This is a genomic window from Roseomonas sp. KE2513 (assembly GCF_016107305.1).
In the GTDB taxonomy this organism is placed as follows: Bacteria; Pseudomonadota; Alphaproteobacteria; order Acetobacterales; family Acetobacteraceae; genus Roseomonas.
The window spans coordinates 1-11,933 of the sequence record NZ_RCVR01000017.1 but is presented as its reverse complement, the minus strand read 5'-3'; the positions used below and the strand labels follow the sequence as shown (position 1 = coordinate 11,933).

The following is an 11,933-nucleotide window of genomic DNA, read 5'->3' as shown; positions in this document are numbered from 1 at the left end:
CGGCCGCTACCGGTTGCGGGTGAGCAGCCGGCCCGGCTTCTCGCCCGTCGCGCCCTTCGCGGCGGCGTAGGTGGGCACGCCGTTGCACCAGACCTCCTCGATCCCCTCGGAGAGCTGCTTCGGGTCCTCGAAGGTCGCGCGGTCGCGCACCGTGTGCGGGTCGAAGAGCACGATGTCGGCCATCGCGCCCTCGCGCAGCACGCCGCGGTCGGTCATGCCAAAGAGGTCGGCGGCCTGCCCCGTCATCTTGTGGACGGCGGTTTCGAGATCGAAGAGGCCCACGTCGCGCACGTAGTGGCCGAGTACGCGCGGGAAGGTGCCCCAGAGCCGAGGGTGCGGGTGCGCGTCGTGGGGGATGCCGTCCGAGCCGATGACGGAGAGCGGGTGGGCAAGGATGCGGCGCACATCCTCCTCGTCCATCTGCCAGGTCACCTGTCCCGCGGGCAGCAGGCGGGCGGCGGCGGTCCTGATGTCGGTGTTCCAACCGCGCGCCACGTCCTTGAGGTACTTCCCGGCCATCTCCGGATGCGGGACGGACCAGGTAACCATCACCTCCACGTCGTCGCGCAGCTTGTCCGGCATCAGCACGGTCGAGCCCGCGGGATAGGGATAGGCGTCGTAGGTCAGCGTCTGGGTTCGCGCGTACTCGGCCAGCAGCGGCAGGGTCTGGGTGGAGCGCCCGTAGTTCTCGGGCATCGAGCACTTGTGGTGGCTGACATGCACGGCGACGCCCGCGCGCTTGCCGATCTTCGCCGTCTCCTCGATGGAGGCGAGGATGCGGTCGGCCTCGTCGCGCATATGGGTGCAGTAGAGGCCGCCGAAGGGGCGGATGGCCTCGGCGACGGCGATCACCTCCTCCGTCGTCGCGGCGGCGTTGGGGGGGTAGTAGAGTCCGGTGGAGAAGCCGCTCGCCCCCTCCCCCATCGCCTGGCGCAGGCGGTCGTGCATGCGGGCGATCTCGGCGTCCTTCGCGGGGCGGTAGACGTCGCCATTCATCGCTTCCACGCGCAGCGTCTGGTGGCCGACGAAGGCGTAGGTGTTCACCTCCGAACCCTTGGTCCGCAGCGCGTGGGCGTAGTCGCCGAAGCTGTCGAAGGTCCACCAGGCCTCATCGCCCAGCAGGTCGAGCGGCGGGATGGGCCGCGTGCTGAGGCGGAGCGGGGTGAGGCTGACGCCGCAATTGCCGACCACGACCGTGGTGACGCCCTGGCTCGTCTTGCAGGTGGTGCATTCGGGGCCGCAGAGGACGGCGCGGTCGTCATGGGTGTGGCTGTCGATGAAGCCGGGGGCCAGGGCCTTGCCGGTCGCCATCACCTCCCGGTCCGCCGTCGCGGCGCCGAGGTCGCCCACCCCGACGATCCGATCCCCCCGCAGGCCGACATCCCCGAGGCGCCGGGGGGCGCCCGTACCGTCGAACAGGGTGGCATCGCGGATGATCGTGTCGCAGCGGAGCGCCATGTCGGAACCTTCCCGGAGGGGCGGGCATGATGGCCCCGCACGCGTCACCGATCCAGGCCCCGGGGGAACCTTCCGCGCTTGGCTGCCTTCTTGGCGTGATGCAGGCCGCCCCTATCCCACCCCCGCCCGAGGAACTCTCCGGCTCGGCCACCGAGCGGCTGGCGGGGCGGATCGACCGGCTTGAGAAGCGGGCGACGGCGCTCTCCAAGGCGATCCCGCTGACGGACCGGCTGCAAGGCGGGGCGCAGCAGGCTCTGCTTTCCTCCCTGGGAGCAGTGGTGGCCTACCTGCCGACCCAGGCACTCGGCCTGCGGGAGGGGTTCTGGGGCGCCATCACCGCCATTGCCGTCATGCAGACGGAGTTCGGCGCCGCCCGCAACACGGGGCGCGACCAGGTGATCGGCTCCGCCACCGGCGGAGCGATCGCGGTGGCGGTCGTGCTGGGTCTCGGGCAGTCACTGCCCGCCTATGTGCTGGCCGTGGTACTCTCGGTGCTCGCCTGCGCGGTGATCAACGTCGTCTCGGCCAGCCGGCTTGCGGGCATTACGGCCACCATCATCATCCTCGTGCCCCATTCAGGATCGCCCCAGCACATGCTCCTCTCCCGCGTCGGCGAGGTAGCCTGGGGGGCGCTGGTCGGGCTCGGCATGGTCTGGGCCTTCACGCGCCTGAAGGCGGCTCAGTCCGAGAAGAAGTCCGGCATGGCCGGGGGCGGCGGGGCCGGGCCGCGCATCGCCCGCTGAATTGTCGTTTCCAGCGCCTGGAGGAAGCGGGAGCGGTTGTCGGCGGTGAAGCTCGAATGACGGGTCTGGCCGTTCGTCACCTCGCGCATGTGGCGGGCGATTTCCCGCCCCGCGAGGGCCTGGCCGATATTCGTCGTGTCCCAGACCTTCCCGCTCGGCGCGACCGCGTGGCCGCCATTCGCGAGGCAGCGGGAGGCAAGCGGGATATCGGCGGTCACGCAGATGTCGCCGGGGCGGATCGAGTCCGCGATCCAGTCATCCGCCACGTCCGGGCCATCGGCCACGATCACGCGGCGCACCCAGTCGGGCAGCCGCACCCCGCGCGAGCCGTTGGCGACCACCGTGACCGGCAACCCGTGCCGCTCGGCGACGCGGAAGACCTCGTCACGGACGGGGCAGGCGTCCCCATCCACGAGGATGTGCGGGGCGCTCAGAGCAGGCTGTCCGCGAGGTCACGCGCGGCGAGGGCAGGGTCGCGCTCGGCCGGGTCGCCCATGCCCCCGCCCCCCGGCAGCATTAGGCGCAGGCGCTTGCCGCGGGGTATGACCTGATAGCCCTTGGTGCGGATCGTCGTGCCGTCCGTCAGGCCCACCCAGCCCGGGGCGCCATCGCCGCCGCCATCCCGGCCGCGCGGGGGATTTGCCACCCGGTCGAAGATGGCGTTGACGGCAAATTCTGCGTCGTCCCTCGCGCCGATTTCCATGACCTGCCCAAGGCCGCCGCGGGTGCGGCCGGGGCCGCCGGAGCCGGGGCGCAACTCCTTCTTCCAGAAGACGACGGGGGCCACGTTCTCGGTCGCCTCCACTGGCATGGTGCGGACACCCGAGGGGAAGGCGGTGGCGTCCAGCCCGTCCTGGCCGGGACGCGCGCCGGTGCCGCCGGAATTGAAGGTGATGACCTCGAAGTCCGGCAGCTCGGCCTCGGCGCCGCTGACCTGCCCGCCGCCGCGCAGGGGCGGGTTCCAGAGGCAGGAGGAGCCCTCCGCCACCACGCGGTCCGGCACGGCCTGGTGCAGGCACCCCATCATCAGGTCGGGCAGGAGCTGGCCGACGACGTGGCGCACGGCCACCGGGTAGGGACGCGGGGCGTTAAGGATGCAGCCTTCCGGGATCTCCATCCTGAAAGGCAGCAGAGAGGCCCAGTTGTTCGGCACCTCCGGCGCGACGACGCATTTGATCCCAAAGCAGGCGTAGGCGCGGCAATAGGCGGCGGGCACGTTGATACCGCGGCCAGAGAGCCCGGAGGTGCCGGCGTAGTCGACCTCGATGTGGTCCTCGGCGATGGTCATGCGGGCGCGGAGCGTCACCGGCGCCTCGTAGCCGTCCGAGCTGATCTCGGCCGAGAACTCGCCGCGCGGGAGCTTCGCGATCTCGGCGAGCGTCGCGCGGGAGGAGGCGTCGAAGATCAATTCAGCGAGGTCGTCGATCGTCTCCATCCCGTACTCGTCCATCATCTCGACGAGACGGCGCGCGCCCGCGTCGTTGCAGGCGCAGAGGGAGTAGACATCGCCCTCCAGTTCCGCCGGCGTGCGGGTGCCGGCGCGGAGAATGTCGAAGAAGGTCTCGTTCGCGCGCCCCTGGTCGAAGCACTTCACAATGGGGATGTAGAGGCCTTCCTCGAAGACCGAGCGCCCATCCGGCCCCATGCCGAGGCCGCCGACATCGATGACATGCGCGGTATTGGCAAAGAGGGCGACGATCCGGCCGTTGCGGAAGGCCGGCGTGACGACGGTGAGGTCGTGCAGGTGACCGGTGCCGAGCCAGGGGTCGTTGGTGATGTAGTGGTCGCCGGGCTTCATCGTGTTGGCCGGGAACTTCGCGAGGAAGTGCCCGACGGACTCCATCATGGAGTTCACATGGCCAGGCGTGCCCGTGACGGCCTGCGCCAGCATGCGACCGCGCAGGTCGAAGACGCCGGCGGAGAGATCGCCCGCCTCCCGCACCGTGGTGCTGAAGGCGGTGCGGATCATGATTTGCGCCTGCTCCTCCACCACGGCGATGAGGCGGTTCCACTGGATCTGGCGCTGAATGGTGGCGAGGGCGGTGTCACTCATCGTGTCAGCTCCAGGTAGCCAAGCCCATCCATCCGGCAGGTCCAGCCCGGCCCCACCAGCGTGCTCGTCTCCGCCTCGGCCACGATGCAGGGGCCGGTGACCGTCGCACCCGGCGCGAAGGCGGCGCGATCATAGACGGGCCAGTCCGAGACCTCGCCGTGCGCCGTGTCGCGCACCGCCTGGTGGCGGACGGGCGCGGGGGCGGGCGCGGCGGCTACCTCGGCCACGGGTTCGGGCGCCGCCACCTCCGTCGCGACAGTCACGGCGAAGGAGAGGATCTCCACGTCGCTGCCCGGCACGGGGCGGTCGTAGAAGCCGGCATAGGCGGCGTCGTAGGCAGCGCGCACGGCCTCCACGTCCTCCGTCGCCAGCGCCTTCACCGGCAGGTCCACCGCGATCTCGTGGCCCTGCCCGACATAGCGCATATAGGCGATGCGCCGCTCCACCAGCGGCGCCCCGAAGGCGCCCTGCTCAACGACCTGCCGCGCCTCGGCCGACATCTCCGCCAGCAGCGCGTTCACCGCGCCCGCGTCGAAGGTCCGGAAGCGCTGGTAGAGGCTGCGCACCACCTCGTAGCCCACGGGCGCGCGCAGGAAGCCGATGGCCGAGCCCACCCCAGCGCCGGAGGGCACGAGAAGTCGGTTCACGCCGATCTTTTCCGCCACGCGGTAGCCGTGCACGGGGCCACCGCCGCCGAAGGCGATCACCGCGCGGCCGTCATAGCTCTTGCCGCTCTCGATGGCATGGACGCGGGCGGCATTGGCCATGTTCTCGTCCACCACCTCCACGACGCCGAGCGCCGCCATCTCGGGCGGGAGGCCGAGCGCGCCGAGGGAGCCGTCCATTGCCGCGCGGGAGGCCTCGGGGTGCAGCGCCAGGCTGCCGCCGGCAAAGCTCGCGGGGTCATAGCGGCCGAGGAGGAGGTTCGCGTCCGTCACCGCCGGCTTCCCGCCGCCGCGGCCGTAGCAAGCGGGGCCGGGATCGGCGCCCGCGCTCTCCGGCCCAACCTGGATGCGGCCGAGAGCATCGACCGAGGCGATGGAGCCGCCGCCCGCACCGATCTCTACCATCTCGATCACGGGGATTCGCAGCGGCAGGCCGGAGCCCTTCTTGAAGCGCCCGATCCGCGCCACCTCGAAGCTGCGGGAGGTCTGGGGCGCGAAGTCGTCGATGAGGCAGACCTTGGCCGTGGTGCCGCCCATGTCGAAGGAGAGCACGCGATCCCAGCCCTTCTGCCGCGCGACATGAGCGGAGAAGATGGCGCCGCCGGCGGGGCCGCTCTCCACCAGCCGGATCGGGAAGCGCGCGGCGGTCTCGAGAGTGGTCAGGCCACCACCGGAAAGCATGAGGAAGAGCGGGCAGGCGAAGCCCGCCTCCTTCATCCCCTCGCGCAGCCGGCCGAGATAGCTGGCCATGAGCGGCTGGACATAGGCGTTGGCGGCGGTGGTGGAGAAGCGTTCCCACTCCCGCATCTCCGGGCTCACTTCGGAGGAGAGCGACAAGGGCAAGTCCGGCCATTCCTCGCGCACAATGGCGGCGGCGCGCCGCTCATGCGCGGGGTTCACGAAGGCGTGGAGGAAACCGATGGCGAGGCTCTCGATGCCTGCATCGCGCAGGAAGGCGACGGCGCGTCGGACGGCGCCCTCGTCCAGCGGCAGCAGCACGCGGCCGGTGTTCTCCAGCCGCTCCGGTACCGTCACGCGCCAGCGGCGGGGCACGAGCGGCTGCGGCAGGGTGATGTTCAGGTCGTACTGGTCGTAGCGGCTCTCATTGCCCAGCGCGAGGACGTCGCGGAAGCCCTCGGTCGTCAGCAGCGCGGTGCGGGCGCCCTTGCGCTCGATCACCGCGTTGGTGGCGAGCGTCGTGCCGTGGATGAAGAGCGCCACGTCCGCCGGCCCCATGCCGGCCTTGGCGAGCACCGCGCGGATGCCCGCCAGAACGCCGGCCTCGGGGGCGGAGGGGGTGGTCAGGACCTTCGCGGTCCAGCGCTCCACGCCCCCCTGCCCGTCCGCGCGCTCGAGCGCGAGGTCAGTGAAGGTGCCGCCGATATCGGCGGCCAGCCTCGCGCCCGTGCTCAAGCGTCAGAATCCCCGGACCACGCCGCCATCCACGCGCAGGATGGTGCCCGTGATGTAGGAGCCACCGTCGGAGGCGAGGAAGGCGGCGGCGCGGCCGAACTCCTCCGGCGAGCCGTAGCGGCGCATGGGGATCGTCTTTTCGCGGTCGGCGATCACCTTCTCGGGCGTGGAGTTAGTCTTCGACGCGGCGGCGCCGGCGAGTTCCACGCTGCGGTCGGTCATGATCGCGCCGGGGGCGACGATGTTTACCGTCACGCCGTCCGGCCCGACCTCGTCCGCGAGGGTCTTCGCCCAGCCGACGATGTTGGCGCGCAGGATGTTCGACAGCGCAAGGTTCGGCAGCGGCTGGACCATGCCCGTGCTGCCCACCGCGATGATGCGCCCGTGCTTCTGCGCGCGCATGGCGGGCAGCAGCAGGTTGGCGAGGCGGACCGGGGAGAGGACGATGCGGCGGAACCAGGTCTCCAGCGCCTCCTCCGTCACGTCCGTCGCGGTGCCGGCGGGCGGGCCGCCGTGGTTAAGCACGAGGATGTCGATGCCGCCGAGGGCCGCGACCGCGCCCTTGGCTAGGGCGTCCATGTCCTCGCCCCGGCCGACATCGGCGGCGAAGGCGTGGGCCGCGGCGGCGCCCTTGGCCTTCAGCGCCTCGCAGACCGGCGCCAGGCGCTCCGCGTCGCGGCCGGAGATGGCCAGGGACGCCCCGTCCGCCGCCAGCGCCTCCGCGATCGCGCGGCCCAGCCCCTTGGAGGCACCCATCACAAGCGCCCGCTTGCCCCGCAACCCGAGTTCCATCGCAGACCTCCCGTCGAATCAGGGCCGGGAACCTGAACCGGCCCCCTCGTCCTGGCAATATCGCCCCTCCTGGACCCCAGGCCGGAGCGTTTGGCAAGGGCGCCGCGGGCGGGCATCCTGGCGCTCATGCGCCGCCCCACCCTCCTCCAGACCCGATCCCTGCCCGAGGCCGTGGAGGCGCGCGCCGCCCGCGACTACGAGATCCGGCGACCGGAGGGGCCCGACCGGGCCCTGGATTCCGCCTCCCTCCTGCGCGCCGCCGAGGGCTGCGCGGGGATCCTCTGCGCCGCCGGCGACGCGCTGGACGCCGCGACGATCGCGGCGCTTCCCGGCAGCGTGCGGATCATCGCGACCTTCAGTGTCGGCACCGACCACATCGCCCTCGACGCCGCCCGCGCCCGAGGCATCGCCGTCACCAACACGCCGGAAGTGCTGAGCGTGGCGACGGCCGAGATCGCCATGCTGCTCATCCTCATGTGCGCCCGGCGTGCGGGGGAGGCCGAGCGGCTGCTGCGCGCGCGGGAGTGGACGGGCTGGGCGCCCACCCAGCTCATGGGCGTGACGCTGGAGGGAAAGCGGCTGGGCATCCTCGGCATGGGTCGGATCGGGCGGGAGCTGGCCCGGATGGCGCGCGGGATGGGGATGGCGATCCACTACCGCAACCGCGCGCGCCTTTCGCCCGCGGAGGAAGAGGGCGCGGCCTTCCACGCCGAGGACGACGCCTTCCTCGCCTCCTGCGACGTGCTGTCGATGCACATCCCCGGCGGCGAGGCGACGCGCCACTGGCTAGATGCCGCCCGCATTGCGAAGCTGCCCCGGGGCGCGATCGTGGTGAACACCGGCCGCGGCACCACCGTGGACGACGCGGCCCTCTGCCAGGCCCTGAAGACCGGGCATCTCCGCGCGGCGGGGCTCGACGTCTTCACGGGCGAGCCCGCGATCTTCGAGGGCTACTACAGCGCGCCCAACGTCACGCTGCTGCCGCATCTCGGCAGCGCGACGGCAGAGACGCGCGACGCCATGGGTTTCCGCTGCCTTGAGAACCTGGACGCCCTTCTGATCCACGGCACCGAACCGCCCCATCGCACCGCCTGAGGGAAACGCCGCATGTTCTTCGACTTCGCGGCCCTGCCGAAGCGGGACCGGTATAAGCTGGTGGTCTCCACCATCGTGCCGCGGCCGATCGCCTGGCTGGTGACCCAGGACGCCGAGGGGCGGAACAACGCCGCGCCCTATTCTTTCTTCAACGTGCTCAGCAATGACCCGGTGGTGGTCGGCATCGGCGTCGGCGCGCGCGGCATGGGTGGGGAGGAGGGAACGGAGCTGAAGGACACCATGTCCAACATCCGCGCGACCGGCGAGTTCACCCTCTGCCTCGTCAGCGAGAGCACGGCGGAGGCCATGAACGTGACCGGCGCGGACTACCCGCCGGGCGTGGACGAGTTGGCCATGGCCGGGCTGACCACCGCCGCCTCCAAGCGGATCAGGGTGCCGCGAATCGCGGAGAGCCCCGTCGCGCTGGAATGCCGGCTGTTCCAGACGGTGCCGATCGGGACGCACAATCTGGTGCTTGGCGAGGTGCTGGCGGTGCATATCCGGGATGAATTCATGCTCGACGCCACCCGCCTCTATGTGGACACGCCGAAGCTCGGCCTCGTCGGGCGAATGCACGGAGGCGGCTGGTACGCCCGCACGACGGACCTTTTCGACATGCCCCGCGTGACGCCGGAGCAGGCCGAGACCCGCCGAAAGGAGGGCTGACGCCGCCCGGCGAGGCATGATGACCACCGGCGGTTGCTGGCGGTTCGCGGCTTAGCTGCTATCTGGTCCGCATGCACATCTATCTCGCGGGCCCCGAGGTCTTCCTGCCAGATGCCAGCGCCCTGGCGGATGCCAAACGTTCCATCTGCGCCCGGCACGGCGCCACCGGCATTTTCCCAACCGATCCTGTGACCTGCCCCGAAGCGGATGCCGTGGCCGAGGATTGGCTCGCGATCTACCTCCGCAACGAGGCGCATATCCGCCGCGCGGACGCGCTGATCGCCAACCTGACCCCTTTCCGCGGGCCTTCCGCCGATGCCGGCACGGTCTACGAGTTGGGCTTCATGCGCGCTCTCGGCCGGCCGGTGGCGGGGTACTCGAACGACGCCCTCCCCTTCCTCGAGCGCACGCGAGGCTTTCTCGGCGGTGGCGCCCGGCAGAGGGCGGATGGTGACTGGGAGGACCCCGAGGGCCTGCACATCGAGTCTTTCGGCTTGCACGACAACCTCATGATCGACGGCGGGCTTCGCGCGGCCGGATACCCGCTGATCGCGCGCGCCGTGCGCGAGGCGGACCGCTGGCGGGACCTCTCCGCCTTTGAGGAAGCGCTGCTGGCCCTGCTGAAATCGCTCTGACCCGGCTTGCCCCCGGCGCCGAGGCCCCCTATACCCCGCCGCCGCGGGACAGGTGGCCGAGTGGTCGAAGGCGCGCGCCTGGAAAGTGCGTATAGGTCAAAAGCCTATCGTGGGTTCGAATCCCACCCTGTCCGCCATCTTTACCCGGTTCGGAACCAGCGGGCCCGCACCAGCGGCGAGCAGCTCCTTTCCAGAGCCGCCGTGCCACCTATCGCTCAGGCCTTTTCCTTCCCGACGCCGGTCCACCCCTCACCGCCCGGCGGGCGCTGGAGCATGGGGCGGTGGATGATCTCCCCCAGCGCCGCGTAGAAGGGGCCGCCGAGGCGCGCCACGGGCCGCATCTTCACGCTGTCCACGCGCGAGCCGTCGTAGATCTCGGGCGAGAGATGGAAGGCCACGACCTCGCCGATATAGAGCGTGTTCACGCCGCGCCCGAGCGGCACGATCTGGTCCAGGCGGCATTCCATCTGCACGGGCGAGGCCGCGATTCGGGGCGCGCGCACATGGCGGCTGGGCAGCAGGTCGATCCCCAGCACCTCCGCCTCGCTGATCTCCGGCGGAAATTCCTGGGCGGAGCCGTGCATCGCCTCCATCGTTGCCTCCGTCGCGACATTCACGACGAACTCGCGGCTCGCGAGGATGTTCCGGGCCGTGTCCTTCATCGCGCCGTCGCCCGCACGGGCGGCGATGTTCACGCCGAGCATCGGCGGGCTAGTCGCGACGTAGTTGTAGGAGCTGAAGGGCGCCGCGTTCACGCGCCCCTCCCCGTCCACCGTGGTGATCCAGGCGACCGGGCGCGGCACCACGCAGCCGACGATCAGCCGGTAGGCGGCGGCCGTGTCCAGCCCCTCGCCATCCACGAAGTGGAAGTTGTCGCTGGCGCTCATCTCGCATCCATCTCTTGTGACTCTCTTGCACGGCGCTCGGCGAATTCCCGCTGAAGCAGCGGGATCGAGCCGCCGGCCTGCCAGATCTCCACCATGCGGGCGGAGAAAGGCCGGGACTGCAAATGCCGGCCAGCAGCGGTGCGGATCGCGCCCGTGGCAGGGTCGGCCTCCAGCACCTCGCCGTCCGCCACGGCCTCCGTGATACCCGGGCAGGTCATAATCGGCAGCCCGACATTCAGGGCGCGGCGGATAATGCCCGATTCGCAGGACTCTACGACCACGACTGCGATGCCCGAGGCCTTCATCGCCACGCTCACCTCGACATGGTTGTGGTGGCCGAAATTTCGTCCGCCCACGACGATGTCGCCCGGCCTGACTTCGGTTGGAAATTCGGGGCGCAGGCGGCGGAAGCACATGGCTCGCAGTGCCTCCTCGTCGAAGGCCTTGCCGAAGCCTTCGCGGATAATCGAGAACTCGATGATCCCGTCGTCGCCGCTGATGTTGTCGCCGAACTTCCACACGCGACCGCGCAGCACGGTGCCGCTCATCAGGCGTGCTCCCGCCTCTCGGCCAGCATCTCGCGCGGGTCGATAATTCGCCCCGCCACGGCGGCGGCGGCCACGGCGTAAGGCCCGGCGAGGTATACATCCGCCAGGCGGCTGCCGTTGCGTCCCTGGTAGTTGAACTGCTGCGTGGAGATCAGCACCTCGTGGTCGTTGAGCTGCCCCTGGTAGCCCCAGCAGGTCGTGCAGCCCGGCGCGAGGACGGTGGCACCGGCATCGGAGAAGATTTCCAGCAGTCCCTCCCGTGCCGCGGCGGAATAGACCTCCCGGCTTCCGGGCGTGATGTAGAGGGTGACGTGCCCCGCCACCTGCCGCCCGCGCAGCACGGCGGCCGCGGCCCGCATGTCCTCCAGCCGGTTGCCGGCGCAGGAGCCGATCGTCGCCTGGTCGATCCGCCGGCCGCTCACGTCGTCCACGGGTACGCCGCCGTGCAGGTCGGGCGGGCGGGTCACCATCGGCACGAGGGCGGAGAGATCGTAGGCCGCCTCGAGCACGTAGTCGGCATCCGCGTCCGGCTCCACCACCTGATAGGGTCGTCCTTTGGCGCGCGCCTCGACATAGGCGAGCGCCACATCGTCCACCGGCATCACGCCCGTGTAGGCGCCGCTGTGGAAGAGAGAGGCAAGGATCGTCTGCCGGTCATCCATCGAGAGACCCGCGATCGCCTCTCCCGTGAATTCCACGCAGCAGCCGAGCAGCCGGTCGGTTGCACCGAAATCGCGGATGATCGTTTGGATAAGGTCCCGTGCCGTCACCCCGAAAGGCAGGCTGCCGGTGAGCGTGATGCGCGCGGAGGGCGGCACCGCCAACCAATTCTGATCCTCGATCAGCGAGACGAGCACCTCGGTCGAGATCGGGATGTTCAGCGCGCCCACGGCGCCGAGGCTCGCGATGTTTCCCTCGTCGGAGAAGATGAGCATTCCCGGCCGGGCCAGCCCGTTCTCCACCATCACGAGGTGCCTT

The 11,933-nt window shown here is 70.6% G+C and carries 12 protein-coding genes and 1 tRNA gene; 5 read left to right on the top strand and 8 right to left on the bottom strand.

Annotated features, from left to right (window positions below; translation table 11 throughout):
* Positions 1 to 6: 6 nt before the first annotated feature.
* Complete coding sequence (locus tag D9599_RS17250; protein WP_198382523.1) at positions 7 to 1,458, bottom strand: amidohydrolase family protein; 1,452 nt, start codon at positions 1,456 to 1,458, stop codon at positions 7 to 9.
* 26 nt (positions 1,459 to 1,484) lie between these two features.
* Between D9599_RS17250 and D9599_RS17245 the strand changes: the two genes are divergently transcribed.
* The gene (locus D9599_RS17245; RefSeq protein WP_198382522.1) at positions 1,485 to 2,201 is read left to right on the top strand and encodes an aromatic acid exporter family protein; all 717 of its coding nucleotides are present in this window, start codon (positions 1,485 to 1,487) and stop codon (positions 2,199 to 2,201) included.
* Here D9599_RS17245 and D9599_RS17240 read toward each other — a convergent pair.
* The 4 genes from D9599_RS17240 to D9599_RS17225 are packed head-to-tail and all read right to left on the bottom strand — an operon-like array spanning position 2,138 to position 7,124.
* Positions 2,138 to 2,620: a YaiI/YqxD family protein gene (locus D9599_RS17240; RefSeq protein ID WP_198382622.1), complete on the bottom strand. Its 483-nt coding sequence runs from the start codon at positions 2,618 to 2,620 to the stop codon at positions 2,138 to 2,140. The genes D9599_RS17245 and D9599_RS17240 overlap by 64 nt on opposite strands.
* An 11-nt stretch (positions 2,621 to 2,631) precedes the next feature.
* Positions 2,632 to 4,254 (bottom strand): hydantoinase B/oxoprolinase family protein, encoded by a 1,623-nt coding sequence (locus D9599_RS17235; RefSeq protein WP_198382521.1) that lies wholly within the window; start codon positions 4,252 to 4,254, stop codon positions 2,632 to 2,634.
* Positions 4,251 to 6,332, bottom strand: coding sequence for a hydantoinase/oxoprolinase family protein (locus tag D9599_RS17230; RefSeq protein ID WP_198382520.1), 2,082 nt, complete (start codon positions 6,330 to 6,332; stop codon positions 4,251 to 4,253). The genes D9599_RS17235 and D9599_RS17230 overlap by 4 nt, the downstream gene beginning before the upstream one ends.
* A gap of 3 nt (positions 6,333 to 6,335) precedes the next feature.
* Entirely contained in the window at positions 6,336 to 7,124 is a 789-nt protein-coding gene (locus D9599_RS17225; RefSeq protein ID WP_198382519.1) for an SDR family oxidoreductase, read from the bottom strand.
* A gap of 126 nt (positions 7,125 to 7,250) precedes the next feature.
* On the opposite strand from D9599_RS17225, the gene D9599_RS17220 reads away from it, so the two are divergent.
* The 4 genes from D9599_RS17220 to D9599_RS17205 all read left to right on the top strand — a co-directional run bounded on the left by D9599_RS17220 (position 7,251) and on the right by D9599_RS17205 (position 9,657).
* A complete protein-coding gene (locus D9599_RS17220) occupies positions 7,251 to 8,219 on the top strand; it encodes a D-glycerate dehydrogenase (protein WP_198382620.1) in 969 nt (322 codons plus the stop codon).
* A 12-nt stretch (positions 8,220 to 8,231) separates the two neighbouring features.
* Complete coding sequence (locus tag D9599_RS17215) at positions 8,232 to 8,885, top strand: flavin reductase family protein (protein WP_198382518.1); 654 nt, start codon at positions 8,232 to 8,234, stop codon at positions 8,883 to 8,885.
* Between the two features lie 71 nt (positions 8,886 to 8,956).
* Positions 8,957 to 9,520, top strand: coding sequence for a nucleoside 2-deoxyribosyltransferase (locus D9599_RS17210; RefSeq protein WP_198382517.1), 564 nt, complete (start codon positions 8,957 to 8,959; stop codon positions 9,518 to 9,520).
* Positions 9,521 to 9,566: 46 nt separating this feature from the next.
* Positions 9,567 to 9,657, top strand: a tRNA-Ser gene (locus D9599_RS17205).
* Positions 9,658 to 9,735: 78 nt separating this feature from the next.
* Here the strand turns inward: D9599_RS17205 and D9599_RS17200 are convergent.
* From D9599_RS17200 to D9599_RS17190, 3 genes are all read right to left on the bottom strand, one after another.
* Positions 9,736 to 10,407: a flavin reductase family protein gene (locus D9599_RS17200; RefSeq protein ID WP_198382516.1), complete on the bottom strand. Its 672-nt coding sequence runs from the start codon at positions 10,405 to 10,407 to the stop codon at positions 9,736 to 9,738.
* Positions 10,404 to 10,955 carry a hypothetical protein gene (locus D9599_RS17195; RefSeq protein ID WP_198382515.1) on the bottom strand — a complete coding sequence of 184 codons (552 nt, stop codon included), beginning with the start codon at positions 10,953 to 10,955 and terminating at the stop codon, positions 10,404 to 10,406. The genes D9599_RS17200 and D9599_RS17195 overlap by 4 nt, the downstream gene beginning before the upstream one ends.
* Positions 10,955 to 11,933: aconitase family protein (locus tag D9599_RS17190; RefSeq protein WP_198382514.1), on the bottom strand; the 979-nt coding region annotated here is incomplete at its 5' end. The genes D9599_RS17195 and D9599_RS17190, both read right to left, overlap by 1 nt.